The following is a 21,774-nucleotide window of genomic DNA, read 5'->3' as shown; positions in this document are numbered from 1 at the left end:
CACTCCTTTTAAATCAATAAATTGGTATAACCTATTTATGTAAGCGATAACATTAGATTATAGCGTAATTATAAGAATTTTCAATTAATTTTAACATGTGATTAATTTAGAGTTTTTTGTGTTTATTTTAGATATTAATTTTTTTAAGTGGATTTTTAATAAGGGCTATAGAGTTAGCGTATATTGTAAAAACGTATTGAACTGGAATTAGATATAGATGGAATACGGGTTTCTAGAGAGGAATAATCATAAAAGAGATAGATAAGGTTTCTTCAAAGGGGTGGATTTTTTGAAAAATTATTTATCGATGATAGGAAATTATTTGCTTTATTTGGCTGTGATGATTGTGGTCATCCTCATCTACAATGTTCTGGTGAATCCGTTCCTAGGTTGGGGACAATTCGGAACAGGAGAGAACATTGCGGTCCAGATGTTTCTTGTTTTGGCAGCAACCATTGGACTTTCAGCTATTGTGTATATGATTAAATACAGAGTACTGAAACAAACACCTGAAAGTTTTTGGGGGATTTTTGGGTTCTCGAAGATTCGTTTGGGCAGTTTTATTTACATGGTTATCATCGGCTTGGCGTTTACTCTTCTAAATGCTGCAGTAATGAAATGGTTACTCCTTCATAACATAACTTCTCTAAATGATTTTACCGAAAGCTATTATAACTCTGTTTCGTTTACCACTCTAATTTTTTCCTCCGTAATAACTACGGCCCTTGAATTGATTGTATTTATTGGCATTATGTTTAACGAAGCAAAGAAAAATGTGCACATTTTTTGGCCAATATTAGGTATTGCCTTAATCATTGCAGTGATACAGGCGCCAGGCGGAATATGGATGCAGCTTCTAGGGGTCGCTTTAGGACTTGTTTATGGCTATATTTATGTACGTTCTTCCTCGATTTGGTCCGTTATTTCAATCGGAATTGCCTTTAACGTAAGTCTGTTTAGTATGAAGAAAATTGGCTGGCTGGATTCGATGGAGAATATGTCGGAAATCAGCCTAATCATACTTGGAGTCGCTATGGCCGCTTTTATCCTAATTAGCACTGTTTGGTATTGGAGGAAACCAAAGTAATATTACTTTGAAAAAGCCTTGGAAATGAATTAAATGATTCCGTTTTCAACCCAAACAAAAACAAACTCGCCATTAAAGCAGCGAGTTTGTTTCCGTATCCCAGAACGATCACTGTTCATCCTTGCTTTCGTACCTGAATTCACCCAATGTTTCAATATCCCTCAGGAACAGTTGCCCGTCGCGAAAGTTCAGGACTTCCATCGTCATGGCAGGGCGATTCATTTTCGTTTCCTTGCCGTCCTTGAACAGCTTCTCATTCGTAAACACAGTCACTTTGCATTTATCGTCCCATTCCCATTTCCCGATAAAGGCATTGTCCTTGGAAGGGTAGGAATCATTACCGTATCCTTCGTATTTTCCATCTCTATACATAACAATCGAAGGCATTGAGTCTTTAAAGCCCCATTTGCCCACAAGTTCCTTGCCATCCTCCGAAATATTCTTGCGGACGGCGTCACGGTCAATCCCTGCTGATTTATCAAGATTCTTCAAGTCCTCGGTCGTAATCGTCCCGTCACCCTGTGGGACCGGAGTCATCTCGGAGAGTTGGGAAAACGCTTCAGTCCACATTGCGCTGGCATCTGCAAAATATGTATCGGCTTTCTGCCACGTTTATCATTGTCCTGTTCCGCAAGCCCCTTGCGGTTGTAGCTCAATCCCTCATCATAGACTTTAGCAGCTTCAAGATACATCGTATGTATGTCTTTATACTCGGCCGGAGCCTTGATGGCCTTGTAGCCATTTACAACATCCTGAATCGTTTGAATCTGACCCGCAATTTTTTTTCCGATCCTCTGAATCTTCTTCTGCTCCAATAAGCTGCATGTCCTTGAACCCATCATTCAATTTCTGGTGCAGCTCCCCGATTTTCTTTGGATACTCTTCCTTCGATACCTCAACAGCCTCAATTTTCGGCTGTTTATAGGTATCCGCTTCCGGTCCACTGCGCCACAGGCCGTCAAGCCAGCCACAGCTAGCAAACTAAGTGCAAGCAACCGTAACTTCATGTTTCCACCCGTTCAGATTAATCCCTATTAATAATAGATATATAGTATTTAAACTTCAAATGATAATTTGAGGATACCGTAATAGAAGGGCCCATTCCTGTCGTTGACGGTGAGGACACATCCTACTGCATCCGCAGGACGTACCTGGATGATATCTTGCTCCGACAGGCCGGGTCTCTGGAAAATGTCAAGGTTTTGGAAGGCTTTAGGGTAAATGAACTAGTGTATGAGGGAGACGTCGTAGCTGGGGTAAAAGGAGAAGATTCATCAGGAGTCGTGCAGGAGTTCAGGGCATCGCTTATAGTCGGAGCGGATGGAAGACACTCGGTGGTTCGGAAGCTTGTGAAAAGCGAACAGAAAATCACCAGTCCTTCAACTGTAGCAATCTACTTTGGTTACTTTTCCAACATTCAGCATGACGGCGCAGCTAAATTCGAAGTTTATAAAAGAGGAGAGAACATGGCCATTCTTTTTCCGACCAATGAGAACAACTATGTCGTTACGGCAAACTTTCCACTTGCAAATAAAAGCTTACTGGAGAATTTTAAAAGAAACTCGGAGGCGAGCCTTCGTCAGCTGTTGAAAGATCATTTCCCAAACACAACAATTGGAGCAAGGCTGGAGGGAGCAACCCTTTCAGAACCAATCAGAGGACTATATGAATATGAAAATTACTGGTACAAGGGAATGGGCAAAGGCTGGGCGCTCGTTGGGGATGCTATTTGCTTTAAGGATCCCGCAATGGCACAGGGAATTCATGACGCCATTCGCGGAGCGCAACTACTGGCAGATATTCTAAAAAGAAACAAGGGACCACTAAGACAATGGGACCAAATCGCGGAAGAGTATCAGCAAGCAATCGAAGCTGAATTCATGGTCCGTTTTTACATGGGCTGCGAGCTCTCCAAAAATGAACCCATCTCCGAACCACAGGATGCTGTTAACAAGCTAATCAGCGTCCATCCTGCAGTCATCGAGAAGTTTCTTGGAATATATAACTATGCCAATGAACCTAGTGATTTTGAGGCAGAGCTAATTAAGGTTATGGGTGCTGTTTCATAACGATTGATAAACTCTTAAAGCGACCTTAATTATCCTACTAGTAAAACAGTTCCATTTTTTTAAATGATATAAGGGGGCAAATGGAGCAAGGACAAAATCGGGAGTATCTCAAAGGGGGTTTGAATACACAATTGTTTTAGTTAAATAAGGTAGGTTTAGGTATTCCTAATAAAGAAACTCGCTAATTACTTTAGCGAGTTTTGCTATTTTATATTCCAATAACGATGTCAAAACGACTACCAACTTATTTTTTGAAAGTCACCTCAAAATGGAACCCTTTAGAATGCCTGTGAGGGCTTCTTAGGGCTTCTGATCGTCTTTTAAGAGTTGCTATATGAAACTATCGTATTTATTATTATTTCTTATGTTAATTCCCAGCCCCACGATATTTCTTAACTCCTGCATTCCACAGAAGAATCGCGATACCGAAGAAAAGGATTCCCATCACGGGTGTAAAAAAGGCGTAGCCATACCATTCCTCTCGATTTAAAAAATAAGAAGCTGGATACACACCGACAAAGGCGAAAGGTAAAATCCACGTTAACACAAACTGAATCACCTTGTTGTAAATGTTAATAGGGTAGCGGCCGTAATTGCTGATATTATACATCATCGGCATAATATCGGTACGGCTGTCAGACCAGAATCCAATCGTTGCAATCGAAATAAAGATCCCGGCATAAATAAAAGCCCCGCCAATCACCATGACAATAAAGATCAAAACATCGTACCACGCAAAGGTTAGTTCTAGGTTCGCCATGGCATAACCCATAACCAATAAGCCTGTAATGGCGCCGAATAAAGATTCAAGCTCGATTCGTTCCAATATAATTTGGAAAAGACTGTGAACCGGGCGGGTCAAGATACGGTCCATTTCTCCTTTGACAATATAGCGTTCATTAAAGTCCCAGATGTTAAAAAAAGACGAAAATATTGCATAAGGAACAAGGAAAAATCCATAAATAAAAATGATTTCATCGCGATTCCAGCCGCCTAAAAAGGCTGTATGGCGGAATACGATTACAATGAAAATTAAATTGACAGCTTGAAATAAAAGATCAGATAAGATTTCAATAATCGTATCAACACGATAGGTAAGCCTTGTTTTTAAATATTGAGAGGCGTATTGAAAGAACAATGATAGATAAAACATTGGTCAGCCTCCTTGTACGATTAAGTGTTTTTTTGCGAGTGACCATAAAAGCCGGATTGGAATTAGTAAAATGACAACCCAGAATAATTGTGAAAGCAATGCGTTAGTAATCTCCTGACCAACAAAGCCTTCTGTAAAAATCATACTAGGAACATAGCTGATCGCTTGAAAAGGCAAATAGGACATCAAGTTCTGAGCCCAGTCTTGATAAAAAGAGATCGGGAGAAGTAAACCTGAGAACAAATCAATCACAACACGTTTTGCTCGAATCAACCCCGTGTTATTAAATAAAAAGAACGTCATAATACCCGTTAATAAGTTGATATGCGTATTAACAATAAAACTAAAAACCAGCGAGATGAAGAAAAACAGCCACGTGGTCAAACTAGCATCAAAGCGGACTGGAAATATTAAGGCTACAATAATCATACCTGGGACAGAGAAAAACAATAAACGAAAAACGCCTTCCCCAAGTGCCTGCATGGTTTTCATCCCTAAATAATTATATGGACGGATCATTTCAATCGCGACTTTGCCGTCTTTGATTTCAGCGGCGATTTCACGATCAATATTGTTATAATAAAACGCTCTTGCCATCCAGGCGACTGCCACATAAGTAGTCATTTGAGCGACAGACAATCCTTGAATCTCTTCTTTTCCGCCATAAATCGCAGACCATAAAAAATAGTACGCTCCAATATTAATGCTATAAATCAAAATCCCGCTATAATAGTTTGTCCGGTAGGCGAGCATCATTAAAAAACGGACCCGAATCATTTCTACATACATACTCATGTGAGGGCCATACCTTCTTCATAAATCTTCCGGACAATTTCTTCCGTTGAAACTTCATTGATACGAACATTCTTAATCGGATTCCTTTGGACCACATCACTTATTAATTGAGAGACCATTCGTTCATCCCCATTAATATACCCGAGCCAAGTGGTTGCGTCCTTTTGTTCCCATTGAAGATTTTCGACACGAGGCAGGGAGCTTCGAGGGACTTCTGACAAAAATTCAAATTCGATTTGTTTACCTTCCACCGCATGTGCTTGAAGCTGATTCAGCTTGCCGTCATAAATAATTTTTCCTTCATCTAGTAACACCACTCGTTCACATAGGGCTTCAATATCCGTTAAGTCATGTGTCGTCAAGAGAATCGTGGTTTTGTATTGCTCGTTAATTTCCTGTAGAAACTTACGAATTTTTAATTTTACCAATACATCTAGACCAATCGTTGGCTCGTCCAAAAAGAGTAGAGGAGGATTGTGTACGAGAGCGGCGGCTAATTCACAGCGCATCCGTTGTCCAAGCGACAGCTTTCGTACCGGTTTATCTAGTAAAGGGCCGATTTCTAAGGTTTCAATCACATGGCCCATATGACTGTTATAGTCCTCGTCCGAAACCCGATATACTTTTTTTAATAACCGAAAGGACTCTTGAACCGCGATATCCCACCATAGCTGTGACCGCTGACCGAATACCACGCCAATGGTGCGCACGAATTCTTCCCGCTGCTTATGAGGATTCATCCCATTAACGATAATGGAACCGGATGTAGGCGTTAAAATGCCGGTTAACATCTTTATCGTCGTTGATTTACCAGCACCGTTCTCTCCAATATAGCCAACCATTTCCCCTTGTTTAACCGTTAAGGAAATATTGTCAACAGCCGCATGGATTTTATAATTTCTCGTAAATAAATCTCGAAACGCTCCAGCTAGACCGGGCCGGCTTGTATAGGAATTAAATTCTTTCCGTAAATTTTGAACCTCGATGACATTCATTTCGTTTCCTCCTAGGAGTTTAAAAAGAAAAACATGATATAGAAAAGTGTATTACCAATCTTAAATAATAACGTGAGCTAGTTATTCATGCAAGCAAGGTGCACTTGTATATATCTTGAGATAACAATATGCTTCCTAGTCACGTTGTGTATATCTAAGTAACCTTCTGAACCCAGCCTTTTTTAACACCTCGTGTTTGCCGCACCATACATTAAACCCATCTTGTCTAAATCACTCAAGATTTAACTCGTAAAAAAAGGTTGACAATGTTGGAAAATATTGATAAATTAATCCATAGTAAACCAATCGGAATAAAGAAGGTTCGATCAGACCACTGAAGGCCTTGCAATGTTGAAATCATAAGATTAAATATTGCAGGGCCTATTTTATTTTCCTTTACTAAACTTAGGAAGTGAAATAAGTGGGAGACTTTCTTAGAAAACTTTAAAAGAAGGGAGACAAGATTAATCAATTAAACAAAACATCCCATCCCCACAGCAATTTAGGGGCAAATCGAATAGTCATGACGACCGATCAGACAGCTGAAGGTCCTTAACTTATTAAAGAGTTAGGGGCCTTTTTATTTTAAAAATAGGCTGTGTTAAAGCTAATTGTTGATTTTGCACCCTGTTGATTGGAGCGTAAGGCACGAAGACTCCTGCGGGAGTACGGGGCTGGGGAGACCCCACAGGCGCTTAAGCGCCGATGAGGCTCCCCGGCACGCTGGCGGAAAGCGAAGTGCCTGGAGCGGAAATCAACAGGCTTCATTAACACAGCCTAAAAATAATTAAAAAAGGAGCAGATGTAAATGTCTAAAATCTTAATTATTTCAGGGAGTCCTGCCAGTGTTTCACGAACCGCAGCCATTGCTTCATTTGTCAGTAATATCCTCGTAGAAAGGGGAAATGAGGCAGAGCAGCTTTCCGTTAGAGATTTTCCTGCTGAAGCGCTGTTACATGCACAGTTTAACCATCCAGAAATAAAGAAAGCCCAACAGATAGTAGAACAGTCAGATGCACTGATTGTGGTGAGTCCTGTTTATAAAGCTAGTTTCCCAGGAATTTTGAAAAGCTTTTTTGATTTGCTGCCGGAGAAAAGTCTGGATGGAAAAAAAGTGCTGGCGATTGCCTCAGGTGGGTCGATTGCTCATCTGTTGACACTCGAATATGCATTTAAACCTTTATTTTCTACCCTTGGCGCACGTGAAATCCCTCAAGGAGTCTATCTCGTTGATTCACAGTTCAGCTATTCCGGTGAGCAGTTAAAGTTTACTGACCTTCATCTTAAAGAAAGACTGGAATCAGCACTTGATGAATTACACACATCCTTAAATCTCTTATTTAAGTATTAAAAAAATATAGAAAAATCAGGAGGTATAACAATGAACTCAAAACAAAATAAATTAATATTGATTAGCTTGACCCTGTTTTTATTTTTACTAAGTGCATGCACCAATCAAAACACCACAGAAAAGGCTTCCGCGGATAAGAGTGGAAGTACAGCCATTCACATCGGTTATCAAAAGTTTGGTTCCCTAAATTTCCTAAAAGCAAAAGGAACGTTAGAAAAGAAGCTAGAGCCTCTTGGATATAAGATAGAATGGACTGAGTTTCCGGGAGGTCCTCAGCTCCTAGAAGCATTAAATGTAGGCAGCCTGGATTTCGGGCATACTGGTGAGGCACCTCCAATCTTTGCTCAGGCAGCAGGCGCACCATTGGTCTATTTCGCTAATGAGCCGGCTAACCCAAAGGGTGAGGGCATCCTGGTTCCTAAAGATTCAGAGATTAAGAGTATTAAAGATTTAAAAGGAAAAAAGGTGGCCTTAAACAAAGGATCTAATGTTCATTATTTGCTAGTTAGAGCATTAGAAGAAAATGGACTGAAATATGAAGATATCGAAACAGCCTTTTTACCTCCATCCGATGCAAGAGCAGCCTTTGAACAAGGGGCTGTAGACGCCTGGGTCATTTGGGATCCATTTTTAGCGGAAGCGCAAAAACAAACAGGAGCCCGTATTTTGGCAGACGGCACTGGGTTAGTCAATAATCGTGAGTTCTTCCTCGCCTCAGAAACATTTGCTGAAAAACATCCGAAGGTCCTCGAAATCCTCATTGAGGAATTAGGAAAAGAAGAACAATGGGTGAAGGATAACCAATCAGAGGCAGCAGAATTTTTAGCTCCGCAAATCGGAATTGATAAGGAAACACTGGAAGTCGTACTCGGACGCAGAGCATTTGGCGTTGAACAGATTACAACGGAACGAATGAAGGATCAACAAGAAATTGCCGACAAATTTTTCGAGCTAAAGTTAATTCCTACGGAAATTAACACATCTGAAGCAATATGGAAATCAGGAGAATAAGAGGAGGAAATAAGATGAATGTATTTTGGTTTATTCCCACGCATGGAGACTCACGATATTTAGGTGTAACGACTGGAGGAAGAGAAGTCAATACTCCTTATCTCCAGCAAATTGCTCAAGCTGTTGACAATCTCGGATTTACTGGCGCGCTACTGCCGACTGGAAGATCCTGCGAAGACGCCTGGGTGGTTGCGAGTTCGTTAATTCCAGTTACATTACGCATGAAATTTTTGGTGGCAGTTCGTCCTGGTATCATGTCGCCAACGAATGCAGCCCGGATGGCTGCAACCTTTGACCGATTATCGAATGGCAGACTCCTGATTAACGTTGTAACCGGAGGCGATCCAGTGGAACTGGCGGGTGATGGAATCCATCTATCTCACCAAGAACGTTACGAGCTGACAGATGAATATCTAACCATTTGGAAGGACCTGCTGGAAAAAGGAGAAGCCAATTATTCTGGTACCCATTTAGACGTTTCTGGGGCAAAGCAATTATATCCTCCGGTGCAAAAGCCATATCCTCCACTTTATTTTGGCGGCTCTTCGGAAATTGGACAGCAGATTGCGGCTGATCATGTCGATGTATATTTGACTTGGGGCGAGCCGCCAAAGCAAGTCGAAGAAAAAATTCAAGCTGTGAAAAAATTAGCCGAGGAACGAGGAAGGAAACTACGTTTCGGCATCCGCCTCCATGTCATTGTACGAGAGACAGACCAAGAGGCATGGGACGCTGCTAGCACGTTAATTAAGTATGTCGATGACGATATGATCGCTGCATCACAAAAAGTTTTTTCCCGGATGGACTCTGTTGGGCAAAAGAGAATGTCCGAACTTCATAGAGGCAGGAGAGATCATTTAGAAATTAGCCCTAACCTTTGGGCAGGGGTTGGATTGGTACGAGGCGGTGCAGGTACGGCTTTAGTCGGAGACCCGGAAACAGTTGCCAAACGAATGAAAGAATATGAGGAAATTGGAATCGAGACCTTTATTTTATCAGGCTATCCTCATTTGGAAGAGGCCTACCGTGTATCGGAGTTATTATTTCCACACTTGAATCTTGAAGGGATGAAGCCTTCTTCCATCGTCAGTCCATTTGGTGAGATCGTGGCCAACAGCTTTTTACCAAAAAACAAGGCAGTGAGGTAGGACGCCAATGAAAACGAAAAAGATTTTACCTTGGATTATTCCTACAGTATTACTGATCACTTGGCAAGTATCTTCTTCCATTGGGATTCTCTCCAATAGGGTACTCCCAAATCCACTGGATATCTTTACGGCAGCAGTGGACCTTATGAAGAGCGGCCAGCTTGTCTCGGATGTCTGGACTAGTACCAAAAGAGCCTTTGTTGGATTTTTGATTGGCGGGGGAATCGGTTTTGCTTTAGGGCTGGTCAATGGGATTTCAAAAATCTCAGAAAGTTTGCTGGATTCTTCCATTCAAATGATCCGTAATATCCCGCACCTCGCGTTACTGCCCATTGTCATCCTGTGGTTTGGGATTGGCGAGGAAGCGAAACTGTTTCTCGTCGCCCTTGGAACGTTTTTCCCAATTTATCTCAATACCTACCATGGGATTCGTTCGGTTGACCCTTCCTTGATTGAAATGGCATATGTATATGAACTAAAAGGATTTTCATTGTTTTGGCATGTTATATTTCCGGCTGCACTGCCATCCATCCTTGTCGGGGTAAGATTTGCACTGGGGATTACCTGGGTAACGTTAATCGTGGCGGAAACGATTGCAGCTGATTCGGGAATTGGCTACATGGCCATGAATGCTAGGGAATTTATGCAGCTGGATGTCGTGTTATTGAGTATTTTGCTTTACGCACTATTAGGAAAGCTGTCTGATGTGATGGCAAAGTTAGCGGAAAAACAATTTTTAAAATGGCATCCAAGCCATCAGAAGTAAGAAGGGGGGAAAGAGGATGGCAACGAAACAACCGATCATCGACCTTTCCAATATCCGGAAAGAATTTGATGGGAAAGAGGTTTTAGGTAGTATAGATTTACAGGTAAATCGTGGAGAGTTTATTGCAGTGGTTGGAAAAAGCGGCTGCGGCAAGAGCACCTTACTGCGTATTATGGCGGGTCTCGAAGCCCCCAATTCAGGTACATTAGCCGTAAACGGTAAAGAATTAAAAGGGCGAAATGATTTGGCCAAAATCATGTTTCAGGATGGAAGGCTTCTCCCTTGGAAAAAAGTATATGATAATGTAGCACTAGGGCTAAAACAGGAAGCACAGAAAGAGCAGATTGATAAAGTCCTGAAACAAGTAGGATTAGCGGACCGTGCCTCTTCTTGGCCATCTGAGCTTTCCGGGGGTCAAAAACAAAGGGTAGCACTTGCTAGAGCCCTGATTCATGAGCCGGAACTGTTATTACTGGATGAACCGCTCGGTGCTTTGGATGCATTGACCCGGCTGGAAATGCATGAATTGATCGAAGAATTGTGGAGTGAGAAACAATTAACAGCGATTCTGGTTACCCACGATGTCGAGGAAGCGGTAGCACTAGCGAACCGAGTCATTTTAATCGAAGAAGGCAGAATTGTACTCGAAGTTCCTGTCCGTCTTCCTTACCCACGGCACCGAGACCACCCTCTATTCACGAAACTAGTAAGCCAAATCCTAAATAAAATTATGGGTCATAAACGACGGGGAATTCCAACAGAGGCAGCTTCTGCAAGCTTGCCGGCCATGGAATGGTGATGATCTACATGTAAAGGAGAAGGGATAAGTCAAAATCTATTCAATTGATACCTTACCCCGAATATAAAAGCTTCCGGCCAGAATTTGGCCGGAAGCTTTTTTTTAAGTGTATCGATTAGATGGTGATCTGTACGGTTTCAGCATCTTTATCTAAGTTAAAGCTTACTTTCTTATCTCCACAAACAAGATCATAATCACCAAGGAATCCTTCAAATGAAACGATTCCGTTGTCATCTGTCTTACATTTAATATTTGTAGACCAGTCACCTTTAATCAGTTTCTTTAATACTTCATAAGCAGGTTTTGGGCTATTGTCTTTTCTGACAAATCCGGCAGGTGCACCAAGCCATGCACCATCATCACTGAAGGACCAGGTCGTAATGGCTTCTACCTGAGGATGTTTAAACAAAATCGAATACATTTCCTCAACTTCTTTTGCTTGTCGTTCTTCGAATTCAGGTGTTGATGGCCATTCAGGAATCTGATAATCATTCAGGTCTTCAATCTCAGGCGGCATAAGATGTCCGGATGTCAGTGTGTTTTCTGTAAAGTGCAGGGGAAGACCAAAGTGGGAGAAACGGTCTAGTACTTCTTCTAATTTCTCACGTCCCCAATATCCCTGATGCTGATGTGACTGAATGCCAATCGCATCAATGGAAATACCAGCTTGCAGGCAGCCATCAATTAAGATTTCATAGTTAATAGAAGTATTAAAATCATTTAATAATAGTGTTGCACCAGGATTAAATTCACGAGTTTTTGCAAACATTTCTTTTATAATGCCAACACGGCCAAGATCTTTAGAGATCCTTGTGATACCATTGTCATACTTATCAAAGATTGGCATGATTACAACTTCGTTGATCACATCCCACATATCGATTAATCCTTTGAAATCGGATACTTCACGTTCAATTCTAGCAAACTGTGCTTTCAGAATTTCTTCATTTCTTATATCCAGAAGCCACGGGGCCGTTACGGTGTGCCAGCAAAGAGGATGTCCTTTTACTGCTACATTTCTTTCTTTTAACCACTGTGCAGCAACCTTTAATTCGTTTGTCCGTGGTTTTCCTTTTTCAGGCTCGAAGGTTCCCCAATAGAAAGGCAGTGTTGCAGAGTTAAATACATCTAAGAACTTATCCAGTTTATCTTCCAAAAATGCAAGTCTATCTGCTGGTACATTCTTGTTTGCTACTTCGATTGCATCGAAAATCCCGCATCCAAATAAGAAATTATGGTTTGTCAGATTAAGTGATACTTCCTTTCCTGCAACTGAATATCCTGCTGCATCGACAAGTTTGATGGTCTTACCCGCCATTCGGTGTGCAAATTCATTTGTCAGTACCATTATATTACCTCCATTTTCATAACTGTTTCTCACAGTTCTTTTAAAAGAAAACGCTTTCGTTTTTCAATCAAAATTTTATCAAACTTTGTACATCCGGTAAACTAAGCATCGTTCCTATCTATAGTTTTTAAAGTAAGTAGTTTAATAATTATGGTAGTGATAGAGAGGATCGCTATCTAATCGCTTGGCAGCTAACTAAATAAGGGGAGGTGGAGCTGTTAGGGACTATATGTACTATTCGGAACTTTGTATTTAAAAGAATAGGATTGTATGATATTATTTTTAAAAAAACAGAAGAGGTTGTCTTTATGAATTCACTATTTGCACCGACAGAATCAACGAAAACAAAAACCATTGTCATCAATTCTCTTTTCATCGCTTTAACCCTTGTAGCTACGATGTTCATCAACATAAAGCTCCCAATCATGGGTAACGGAGGACTCATCCATCTCGGTAACGTACCTCTTTTTATAGCAGCCATTGTTTATGGTAAAAAAACAGGGGCAGTAGCAGGTGCGTTCGGAATGGGCTTATTCGATCTTCTCTCTGGGTGGGCACTTTGGGCACCATTTACATTTATCATAGTAGGTGCGATGGGCTTCGTAGTCGGACTAATTTCCGAAAACGTACCGGGGAAAAGAATCTTTGTTAACACTCTGGCCGTTGCTACTGCACTCATCATTAAAGTGGTTGGCTATTATTTTACAGAAGTGCTCCTATATGGTAACTGGATACAGCCATTCGGCTCCATCCCTGGAAACATCATGCAGGTCGCAATAGCAGGTATAATCGTAATACCTCTTGTAGGTCGATTAAAGAAAAGAATTTGATTCGTACTGGGGCATTGCTAAAGATTTGGTTCGATCCCGACCACCGGTATCTTTAGATTTAAACGAGTTAATTATTAAACAAAAAAACACTCATAAATATTGATAAATCAATGTTTGTGGGTGTTTTTTTGCTATGAAGGAATAAGGCTGAAAAAGGTAGGATTTGAATTATTTTACACAAATTTCACACAAGATATTTCTCATCTAACGAATGATTCCTCTGTTATACGTAGTTGTCCCTTAAGAATAAATACGAAAGAGTTGGTACAACACGTGCGTGCAGATATAGTGACTGTGGTTAAAGAGCTTTGGGACGGAAACTTCGGATTCCTCAAGATGAAGCGAAAGAGCTTATCTTTATGAGTAGGGAAAATCTACAAGAATTAGAAATTACCATTAATCAATTTTACATTTAGCATTTAGTAGATAATGGTCGATATGGCTACAATACTTCAACCATTATTTTCATTTCATTATGAAAAATCCCTACCGCACAAATCGGTAGGGATTGAAAGATTTCTACTTTGTTATTCATTTAAAGCAATCTTGAGTGTTTCTAAATTCTTACGCATAATGCTGAAGTAATCATCCTTTTGTTTAAGGTTTTCCTTTGTTACTGCTTCTAGATTATGGAGCGTTAGAGATTTTGCACCTATTTCGTCTTGAATAATTTTTGCTACCTTTGGTGTTAAATTTTGCTCGAAAACCACATAATGAATGTTATGTTCCGATGATTCTTCAATAATAGCCTGTAATTCTTTCTGGGAGGGTTCTTGCGTTGGAGATAAGCCTGCAATCGCAATCTGTTTAATGCCGTAACGCTTTTCCCAATAACCGTAGGCAGCATGTGCAACTAATAAATACTTCGTTTTAGAAGCATCAATGGTCGTCTTAAATTCTTGATCAAGCTGTTCTAACTCACTTTTTAGCTTATTAAAATTGGTTTCAAACTCAGCTTTGTGTTCGGGCATGATTTTGCTTAATGAGGTTTTTATATTATTGGCAACATCAACCGCAAGAACTGGATCTAACCATACGTGGGGGTCCAAATCACCGTGATGGTGTTCATCTTCTTCATGTTCATGAGATTCTGCCTCACCTTCAGAATGTCCCTCTTCATCTTCGTGGTGTTCACTTTCAGAATGCCCTTCTTCACCTTCATGGTGATGCTCATCAGAACTAGGAATGAGTTCAATACCTTCTCCAGCTTTTAAAATTTGTACCTCTTCTTTTTGTAATGTTTCAGCAGCTTTATCTGCAAACCCTTCAATGCCAACTCCTGTATAGATAAATAAATCAGAATCTGCCAGATTAATCATGTCTTTTGTCGTAGGTTCATAGGAATGAGCATCCACACTTGGCGGGTAGATACTTTGAACTTCGACAAACTCACCGCCGATTTTTTTTGTGAAATCCTCCAATGGATAAATCGTTGTATAAACTGTTAATGTTTCTTTCTCTTTTTTGTCTGTATTCTCACTCACAGTTTCTGATTTTCCACATCCAGATAGCATAAGACTGAACATCAGAATCGACGTGGAAACTAAATGCTTCATTTTCATTTTTATTACCCCATTCTGTTCTGTTAATTATTAATAAATCGTAATTATTTCGTTTTAAATCCCATATATATCTATGGGCATGTAAATGAAAATACAATTCTTTTATTTCTTCAATCGAAATCGTTACGTTTTACATTCTAGAACATCTCTATGAATTTGTAAATAAGAATATGAATCTTTAATTTTGGGAATCTTACCCGATAGAAAAAATACTTCTATGGAAAAAGACCGTTGGGACTATTCTTTTTGCTTGCATTTAAGTAAAAGATTGATTATGATGTTAACCGTAACTATTACGATTTAGATTTAGCTGTTTATGTACAATTGTGCTAGCGGTTAAATGGAAAGGTAGAGAGGATTAGAAATAGTGATTTTTTCTATTCTATAAATCGTAATAATTTTGATTTAAAAATGAGGTGAAGAAATTGGCTAAAAAAATACCCGTTATTGTGCTTAGTGGTTATTTAGGTTCAGGGAAAACAACGTTATTAAATCATGTTTTAACCAATCGTGAGAATAAAAGGATTGCCGTTATTGTAAATGATATGAGTGAAGTCAATATTGATGCAGCCCTGATTAAACAAGGTGGTTTCTCTAGGATAGATGAAAAATTAGTGGAGCTTCAAAACGGGTGTATATGCTGCACCTTAAGAGAAGACTTGATGATTGAAGTGGAAAGGCTGGTTCAGGCAGGGGATATTGACTATATCTTAATTGAATCATCTGGAATTTCGGAGCCTGTTCCTGTTGCTCAGACCTTTACATATGTTGATGAAAGTTTGGGAATCAACTTATCTGATTATTGCCGGCTTGATACCATGGTGACAGTGGTTGATGCAAATCGATTTTGGCATGATTTTTCATCTGGAGAAAGTCTGCTTGACCGGAAGCAGGGTACAGATGAGTCGGACACTCGTGAAGTGGTGGATCTATTAATAGATCAAATTGAATTTGCAAATGTGCTGGTCTTAAATAAAATCGATTTAGTGGATCAAGAGAGTGTAGGGGAACTAAAAGCAGTCCTCCAAAAACTAAATCCAGATGCCAAAATAATTGAAAGTACTCATTCACGAGTCGCATTAAATGAAATCTTAGATACCCATTTATTTGATTTTGAAGAGGCAAGTCAAGGGGCAGGATGGATCAAGGAATTAACGGAAGAACATACTCCAGAAACAGAGGAATATGGGATATCATCCTTCGTCTATCGTAGGAAAAAACCATTTCATCCCGAAAGATGGATGCAATGGTTAGAGAATTGGCCAGTAGATGTCGTTCGGGCCAAAGGATTCTTTTGGCTCTCAACCAGAAATGATATGACAGGTCTGTTATCACAAGCTGGACCTTCCATCATGCTTCAGGGAGCTGGTGAATGGCTCGCCGCTTATCCTGAACAGGAAAGAAATCAAATTCTAAAGGAAGAACCTGACCTATTGAAAAATTGGGATGAAGAATTCGGCGACCGAATGACTGAGCTTGTTCTAATTGGTGTTGATATGGATCGCGAGGAAATTGAGGTCTCATTAGATAAATGTTTATTAACAGATGATGAAATGAAAATGGACTGGAAAGCATTTAACGATCCACTTCCAGCGTTTACAGTCACAGCATAAAGAAAACAATACTAGGAGGAAATCAATAATGAGAGTAAAAATCACGTTAGCATGTACAGAAACAGGAGACCGCAATTACATTACTACTAAGAACAAACGAAACAATCCAGACCGTATTGAATTAATGAAATACTCGCCAAAGTTAAAAAGACGTACATTACACCGAGAAACAAAATAATTAACCCGAATTATTACGTAAGAGCTCCTTATATTTGAGGGGCTCTCACTTAAATAAACCTTTGAACTAGATAGAATTAAAATTTACTGTATTTTCAAAAAAAAGGGGCTTTCATTATGAAAACAATAAATAATAATAACGGGCGCTGTTACGTCAGTATTAAAAGTTTCAATAAATACATAAAAAATCACTTTCTCAAGATAAGTATCTTATTGATGTGTGTTAACTTGTTAAGTGCATGTGCGCTATCCTCGCAAAGCACTGATAAGGAAGAAGCAGAAGATAAGCACATCAGTTTTCTCTATAATTTCTCCACTAATTCTCTAGATCCCCATGTTGATTCAAGTTATGTCCCATTAAGGGCCGGAATAACTGAAACCTTAGTCCGACTAGATGAAGAAAACTTAACCGTTGCACCATGGCTGGCTGAAAGCTGGGAAGGTATGGATGGGCAACATTGGACGATTAAACTTCGTGAAGATGTTACGTTCCAAAATGGAAATAAAATGGATGCTGAAGCGGTGAAAGCCTCTCTTGAACGTGCACTGAAAGAGAGTGTGGCTGTTCAAAATGCACTCAAAATCGATAAGATTGAAGCAGATGGCTATACATTGCACATTTCGACGACACAACCTTTTCCAGAATTTGTTTCTGAATTAGTTAACCCAAATGTTTCAATTATTGACGTAACTGAAAAGGATATTGTCAATATGCCGGTCGGTACAGGACCTTTTGCATTGAAGTCATTCACACCGGGAAGCAAGCTTGAGCTTGAACGCTATGCTGATTATTGGGATGGTGCTTCAAATCTTGATTCAGTGACATTTGCTTTTAATGAGGATGCCAATGCTCGCTCGCTTGCACTGAAGTCTGGGCAAGTTGATATTGTTTATCGTCCAGAGGTAGAAAGCCTGGAAGCATTACGAGCACAAGATGGGATTAAAGTTGAGTCAACAGCGACCTTCCGTGTACATCAAATGACGATGAACATGGAGCGGGAAAATTTGCAGGATGTCAATGTACGTCGTGCAGTTAACGCAATGATCGACCGTCAGAAGATTGTTGACACGATTCTTTTGGGGTATGCTGAACCTGCCATTGGTCCGTTTTTACCATCACTACCGTTTGCCCCATCTTATGAAAAGGCTGAAACAGGATTGGATATAGCTGAAAAGCACTTGAAGGAAGCAGGGTATTCACTTGAGAATGGGAAAATGCAAAAGGATGGAGTACCTCTTAAATTTACCCTTTTAACCTATAGCGCAAGAGCAGACTTGCCATTAATTGCCCAAGTTTTCCAATCCGACGCTAAACGAATCGGAATTGATATCGAAATCCGTCAAATAGATGGCCCTGAGGAATACATGGCTTCAAATCGTGAATGGGATTTGGCTACGTATAGTAATTTAACAGCCCCGCGTGGAGATGCAGGCTATTATTTAAATGCTACCTATCACCCGACTGGTGCTCTTAACTTTAGTGGTGCTCATGAGCCTGAACTAACTGCAATCATTGACAAGCTTAATCAAACTGTCATTCAAGAAGAAAGGGCTGTCCTTGCAGAGCAGGCAGCGGATTTTGTCCATGAGAATGTAATCAATTCATTTGTGTTGCATCCATCCACCATTGTTGCGTATAACGAAAATAAAGTTAAAAACTGGCTTACAACGCGAAGTGAATATTACATGATTACAAATGCCTTGGATGTGAAGTAAATGGTTCAAATTCTTACTCGGAAATTTTTTGAAGTTTTATTTTTTATGCTATTTATAACATTTGTTAGCTTCTTGTTTGTTCGGCTTGCACCTGGCGATCCTGTTTTGACCATTTTGAATGTTGATGAGCTATCAGTAAGTCAGGAGCAAGTAGAGGCATTGAGAGAAGAGATGGGGTTCAATAAACCATTGCTCGTTCAATACGGGCTTTGGTTGTTTAAATTTATACAACTTGATTTTGGAGAGTCCTATACGACAGGACAACCTGTAATCGATATGATTATAATCGGACTGCCTGCCACTATTGAATTGACGATTGGTTCATTAATTGTCATGCTGATCGTCTCTGTTCCATTAGGTTCGCTTGCAGCTCTTTATCGAAATAGCTGGATTGATCAAGTGAGTAGATTCCTTTCAATCCTTGGTGCAGCTGTTCCAAGTTTTTGGCTTGGCCTTATTTTTATTGACCTATTTGGTGTGCGCCTTAACTGGCTTCCAACAATGGGGAGAGATGGATTCATCTCTTTAATCTTACCTTCACTGACACTAGGGTTGGCCATTTCAAGCGTTTACGTTCGTTTGCTTCGTTCCAGCTTACTAGATTCACTTAGTCAGGAATTTATCCGTGCAGCCAGAACACGTGGGTTATCAGAACGGCGAATTTTTTTTGTCCATGCATTTAGACACAGCCTTCCTCCTGTTATTACCGTATTTGGAGTGAGCTTAGGAAGCTTGATAGGTGGGGTCGTAGTGATTGAAGTTTTATTTGCGTATCCAGGAATAGGGAAGCTTGTCGTTGATGCAATTCGGCAACGTGATTATCCACTTATACAAGGATATATTTTAATCATGGCCATTATTGTTTTTATTGTAAATACTTGTGTGGATTTATCTTACCGTTATTTAAATCCTGAAATGAAACTAAAAGAAAGGAGGACCAATTGATGAAAGGGTTATCTATACGTTTGCTGAAGGTAAAAAAGTACAGTTGGCAAAGAATGATGGTTTTGATTTGTGTGGTCTTTGTTTTGGTAGCTGCCATCTATGCTTTTTTTTATTTACGTCATGATCCAACTCTAACAAATTTGGATGGACGACTTCAGGGGCTGAGCCTCCAGCATCCACTTGGAACAGATCAACTTGGTCGAGATGTACTAACCAGGCTTTTACTGGGCGGTCAGCAAACCATTGGATATAGTTTGCTAGCATTGATTGTGGCTCTTATCATTGGAATCCCCATTGGTCTAATTTCTGGATATAAACGCGGATTAGTTGATCGGGTATTTATGCGAATGGCGGATGGCTTTTTAGCATTCCCCGATACGATTGTGGCAATTGTTTTAAGTGGTTTACTTGGACCGGGCATCGGCAACCTTGTGCTTGCTATCGTATTGGTCAAATGGGTTAGTTATGCTCGGCTAGTTCGGAGCACAGTTTTATCAGAATCTCAAAAAGATTATGTACTGATTGCCCGCACAAATGGACTCTCTCCTAGTAAAATCATGCGTAAGCATCTATTTCCTCATATTATAGGGCATGTTCTCGTACTAGCTAGTCTTGATCTTGGCAAAATTATTTTGCTTATTTCGGCCTTTTCATACATTGGCCTTGGAGCGCAGCCCCCCATTCCTGAATGGGGAGCGATGCTAAACGACTCACGTCCATATTTTCAGTCAAGACCGGAATTAATGATATATCCTGGTTTAGCCATTGTGGTCGTTGTACTACTAACCAATATGCTGGGTGATTATTTACGGGACCATTTTGATGTGAAGAAAGAGGTGCGGCAATGATTTTATCGATTGAGCAAGTAACGATTAGCAGTCGAGAAAAGAAAATAGTTGATAACGTGTCACTCTCTATTGGTGAAGGAGAGTGGTATGCACTTGTTGGACAAAGTGGGAGTGGTAAAACTTTACTTTCACAGGCAATTGGACGATTGCTTTCAACAAACTTACAAGTTAAGGGAAAAATTCTTCTTAATGAAGAGGATTTGTTGTCGTTATCACCAAAACAAATGAGGACAATTCGTGGCCGAAAATTGTCTTATATTTTTCAAGATTATCAGGGCTCATTTACACCCTTTAGAACAATAGGCCAGCACTTTGAAGAATACCAGAAAAGCCACGGTATCCTTGATTCCAAAACTCGGAAGGTAAAATCAATGGATGCACTTGACTCAGTAGGGTTAGATGAAGCTCTGTATAATAGGTACCCATTTCAGCTAAGTGGGGGGCAACTTCAGCGAGTTTCGATTGCGATGGCATTATTGATGTCACCGGATATATTAATTGCGGATGAGGTAACTACAGCACTTGATAGTGTTTCTGGACATAAAGTCTTAGAATTACTTGCAAGGAGACAAAAGGAAACTGGCTGTGCGATTTTATTCATTACTCATGATTGGCGCCATGTCAAACGCTATGCGACTCGCATTGCTGTCATGAAGGAAGGGAAAATCGTTGAATCAGGCGGCAAGCATCGCATACTTGACCATCCGCAACATGAATATACAAAGCAGTTAATCCAAGCCGCACCAACACTGGGACGAGGTCTTCCATCGGGATTGAAGGAGGTTGAAAAGTATGAACCTGCTTACCGTTAAACAACTGACGAAATCATATCAAGAAGGAAAAACAGCTATAAACAACCTATCGTTTGAGCTGAATAAGGGTGAATGCCTGGGTCTCGTTGGTGAGAGTGGCTGTGGTAAAAGCACATTGGCTCGTTGCTTGTTACGTATTGAACCGATTGACAGCGGCTCAATCTACTTTAAGAATGAAGCAATCGAACAGCTTAAAGAACGTCAGTTACAACCCTATCGAAAAAAAATTCAAATCGTCTTTCAAAACCCATCAGCTGCTTTAAATCCAAAGCTTAAAATAAAGGATTCACTGGTTGACCCTTATAACCAGTATAGTAAGGAGCTTAAGCTTAGCCATTTTTCCTATACCTCTAAGGAAGCCTTTGTAAAGCAGCTTCTTGAAGCTGTTGAATTGCCGCCGGAGTTAGCTAATCAATATCCTCATGAATTGAGTGGGGGGCAGCGGCAACGTGTAACAATTGCCCGTGCTATTAGCATTGAACCAGAGCTCATTGTTCTAGATGAGCCGACCGCAAGCCTTGATGTCATCTCACAAGGGGCCGTACTTACTTTATTGACAAAGCTGCGGGAAACTTTAAATCTCTCTTACTTGTTTATTTCACATGACCTTGCTGCTGTGAGTCAAATGAGCCAGCGGATCATGGTAATGAAAGAGGGTAAGCTTATCGATCAATTTCACGGTGATCAGTTATTTGCTGAGGATCGCCATCCTTATACAAAAGAGCTCATTTCAATTTTTTAGATAGAAG

General features: G+C 40.2%; 22 protein-coding genes. 15 read left to right on the top strand and 7 right to left on the bottom strand.

Annotated elements, in window-relative coordinates; translation table 11 throughout:
- The first annotated feature begins 289 nt into the window (after nucleotides 1-289).
- Complete coding sequence (locus tag ACIQAA_RS15840; RefSeq protein ID WP_402621326.1) at nucleotides 290-1,087, top strand: CPBP family glutamic-type intramembrane protease; 798 nt, start codon at nucleotides 290-292, stop codon at nucleotides 1,085-1,087.
- A gap of 108 nt (nucleotides 1,088-1,195) precedes the next feature.
- Here ACIQAA_RS15840 and ACIQAA_RS15835 read toward each other — a convergent pair whose 3' ends face one another.
- Together ACIQAA_RS15835 and ACIQAA_RS15830 are read right to left on the bottom strand one after the other, a co-directional pair.
- Entirely contained in the window at nucleotides 1,196-1,624 is a 429-nt protein-coding gene (locus ACIQAA_RS15835) for a DUF3994 domain-containing protein (protein WP_402621324.1), read from the bottom strand.
- Nucleotides 1,621-1,902: a DUF7018 domain-containing (lipo)protein gene (locus ACIQAA_RS15830; RefSeq protein ID WP_402621322.1), complete on the bottom strand. Its 282-nt coding sequence runs from the start codon at nucleotides 1,900-1,902 to the stop codon at nucleotides 1,621-1,623. The genes ACIQAA_RS15835 and ACIQAA_RS15830 overlap by 4 nt, the downstream gene beginning before the upstream one ends.
- A gap of 273 nt (nucleotides 1,903-2,175) precedes the next feature.
- On the opposite strand from ACIQAA_RS15830, the gene ACIQAA_RS15825 reads away from it, so the two are divergent.
- A complete protein-coding gene (locus ACIQAA_RS15825) occupies nucleotides 2,176-3,156 on the top strand; it encodes an NAD(P)/FAD-dependent oxidoreductase (protein WP_402621591.1) in 981 nt (326 codons plus the stop codon).
- 367 nt (nucleotides 3,157-3,523) lie between these two features.
- Here ACIQAA_RS15825 and ACIQAA_RS15820 read toward each other — a convergent pair whose 3' ends face one another.
- From ACIQAA_RS15820 to ACIQAA_RS15810, 3 genes are read right to left on the bottom strand one after another with little or no spacing between them, the layout of a single operon-like run.
- The gene (locus ACIQAA_RS15820; protein ID WP_402621321.1) at nucleotides 3,524-4,309 is read right to left on the bottom strand and encodes an ABC transporter permease; all 786 of its coding nucleotides are present in this window, start codon (nucleotides 4,307-4,309) and stop codon (nucleotides 3,524-3,526) included.
- A gap of 3 nt (nucleotides 4,310-4,312) precedes the next feature.
- Nucleotides 4,313-5,104, bottom strand: a complete 792-nt coding sequence (locus ACIQAA_RS15815) for an ABC transporter permease (protein ID WP_402621319.1) — start codon at nucleotides 5,102-5,104, stop codon at nucleotides 4,313-4,315.
- The gene (locus ACIQAA_RS15810; protein ID WP_402621317.1) at nucleotides 5,101-6,099 is read right to left on the bottom strand and encodes an ABC transporter ATP-binding protein; all 999 of its coding nucleotides are present in this window, start codon (nucleotides 6,097-6,099) and stop codon (nucleotides 5,101-5,103) included. Before ACIQAA_RS15810 ends, ACIQAA_RS15815 begins: the two co-directional genes overlap by 4 nt.
- Before the next feature lie 808 nt (nucleotides 6,100-6,907).
- On the opposite strand from ACIQAA_RS15810, the gene ssuE reads away from it, so the two are divergent.
- From ssuE to ACIQAA_RS15785, 5 genes are read left to right on the top strand one after another with little or no spacing between them, the layout of a single operon-like run.
- Complete coding sequence (gene ssuE, locus ACIQAA_RS15805; RefSeq protein WP_402621315.1) at nucleotides 6,908-7,450, top strand: NADPH-dependent FMN reductase; 543 nt, start codon at nucleotides 6,908-6,910, stop codon at nucleotides 7,448-7,450.
- A 30-nt stretch (nucleotides 7,451-7,480) separates the two neighbouring features.
- Nucleotides 7,481-8,461: a sulfonate ABC transporter substrate-binding protein gene (locus tag ACIQAA_RS15800; protein ID WP_402621313.1), complete on the top strand. Its 981-nt coding sequence runs from the start codon at nucleotides 7,481-7,483 to the stop codon at nucleotides 8,459-8,461.
- 14 nt (nucleotides 8,462-8,475) lie between these two features.
- Entirely contained in the window at nucleotides 8,476-9,609 is a 1,134-nt protein-coding gene (ssuD, locus tag ACIQAA_RS15795) for an FMNH2-dependent alkanesulfonate monooxygenase (RefSeq protein ID WP_402621312.1), read from the top strand.
- A 7-nt stretch (nucleotides 9,610-9,616) separates the two neighbouring features.
- Nucleotides 9,617-10,375: an ABC transporter permease subunit gene (locus ACIQAA_RS15790; protein WP_402621311.1), complete on the top strand. Its 759-nt coding sequence runs from the start codon at nucleotides 9,617-9,619 to the stop codon at nucleotides 10,373-10,375.
- A 16-nt stretch (nucleotides 10,376-10,391) separates the two neighbouring features.
- On the top strand, nucleotides 10,392-11,174 hold the full coding sequence (locus tag ACIQAA_RS15785) for an ABC transporter ATP-binding protein (protein WP_402621308.1): 783 nt from the start codon (nucleotides 10,392-10,394) through the stop codon (nucleotides 11,172-11,174).
- A 115-nt stretch (nucleotides 11,175-11,289) separates the two neighbouring features.
- Here ACIQAA_RS15785 and ACIQAA_RS15780 read toward each other — a convergent pair whose 3' ends face one another.
- Nucleotides 11,290-12,522, bottom strand: coding sequence for an endo-1,4-beta-xylanase (locus ACIQAA_RS15780; protein WP_402621305.1), 1,233 nt, complete (start codon nucleotides 12,520-12,522; stop codon nucleotides 11,290-11,292).
- Between the two features lie 308 nt (nucleotides 12,523-12,830).
- On the opposite strand from ACIQAA_RS15780, the gene ACIQAA_RS15775 reads away from it, so the two are divergent.
- Nucleotides 12,831-13,352: an ECF transporter S component gene (locus ACIQAA_RS15775; RefSeq protein ID WP_402621302.1), complete on the top strand. Its 522-nt coding sequence runs from the start codon at nucleotides 12,831-12,833 to the stop codon at nucleotides 13,350-13,352.
- Nucleotides 13,353-13,879: 527 nt separating this feature from the next.
- Here ACIQAA_RS15775 and ACIQAA_RS15770 read toward each other — a convergent pair.
- The gene (locus ACIQAA_RS15770) at nucleotides 13,880-14,914 is read right to left on the bottom strand and encodes a metal ABC transporter solute-binding protein, Zn/Mn family (RefSeq protein ID WP_402621299.1); all 1,035 of its coding nucleotides are present in this window, start codon (nucleotides 14,912-14,914) and stop codon (nucleotides 13,880-13,882) included.
- Between the two features lie 425 nt (nucleotides 14,915-15,339).
- On the opposite strand from ACIQAA_RS15770, the gene ACIQAA_RS15765 reads away from it, so the two are divergent.
- The 7 genes from ACIQAA_RS15765 to ACIQAA_RS15735 all read left to right on the top strand — a co-directional run bounded on the left by ACIQAA_RS15765 (nucleotide 15,340) and on the right by ACIQAA_RS15735 (nucleotide 21,767).
- Entirely contained in the window at nucleotides 15,340-16,527 is a 1,188-nt protein-coding gene (locus ACIQAA_RS15765; RefSeq protein WP_402621296.1) for a GTP-binding protein, read from the top strand.
- Between the two features lie 28 nt (nucleotides 16,528-16,555).
- On the top strand, nucleotides 16,556-16,705 hold the full coding sequence (gene rpmG / locus ACIQAA_RS15760) for a 50S ribosomal protein L33 (RefSeq protein ID WP_402621293.1): 150 nt from the start codon (nucleotides 16,556-16,558) through the stop codon (nucleotides 16,703-16,705).
- Nucleotides 16,706-16,821: 116 nt separating this feature from the next.
- The gene (gene nikA, locus ACIQAA_RS15755; protein ID WP_402621290.1) at nucleotides 16,822-18,420 is read left to right on the top strand and encodes a nickel ABC transporter substrate-binding protein; all 1,599 of its coding nucleotides are present in this window, start codon (nucleotides 16,822-16,824) and stop codon (nucleotides 18,418-18,420) included.
- Nucleotides 18,421-19,365 (top strand): nickel ABC transporter permease, encoded by a 945-nt coding sequence (gene nikB, locus ACIQAA_RS15750; protein WP_402621287.1) that lies wholly within the window; start codon nucleotides 18,421-18,423, stop codon nucleotides 19,363-19,365.
- On the top strand, nucleotides 19,365-20,213 hold the full coding sequence (nikC, locus tag ACIQAA_RS15745) for a nickel transporter permease (RefSeq protein WP_402621285.1): 849 nt from the start codon (nucleotides 19,365-19,367) through the stop codon (nucleotides 20,211-20,213). Before nikB ends, nikC begins: the two co-directional genes overlap by 1 nt.
- Complete coding sequence (locus ACIQAA_RS15740; protein ID WP_402621282.1) at nucleotides 20,210-21,025, top strand: ABC transporter ATP-binding protein; 816 nt, start codon at nucleotides 20,210-20,212, stop codon at nucleotides 21,023-21,025. The genes nikC and ACIQAA_RS15740 overlap by 4 nt, the downstream gene beginning before the upstream one ends.
- Nucleotides 21,006-21,767: an ABC transporter ATP-binding protein gene (locus tag ACIQAA_RS15735; protein ID WP_402621279.1), complete on the top strand. Its 762-nt coding sequence runs from the start codon at nucleotides 21,006-21,008 to the stop codon at nucleotides 21,765-21,767. Before ACIQAA_RS15740 ends, ACIQAA_RS15735 begins: the two co-directional genes overlap by 20 nt.
- Nucleotides 21,768-21,774: the final 7 nt, after the last annotated feature.

This window comes from Neobacillus sp. NPDC093182, from assembly GCF_044754045.1.
The sequence above is the reverse complement of the archived record's forward strand: the minus strand, read 5'-3'. Positions and strand labels throughout refer to the sequence as shown.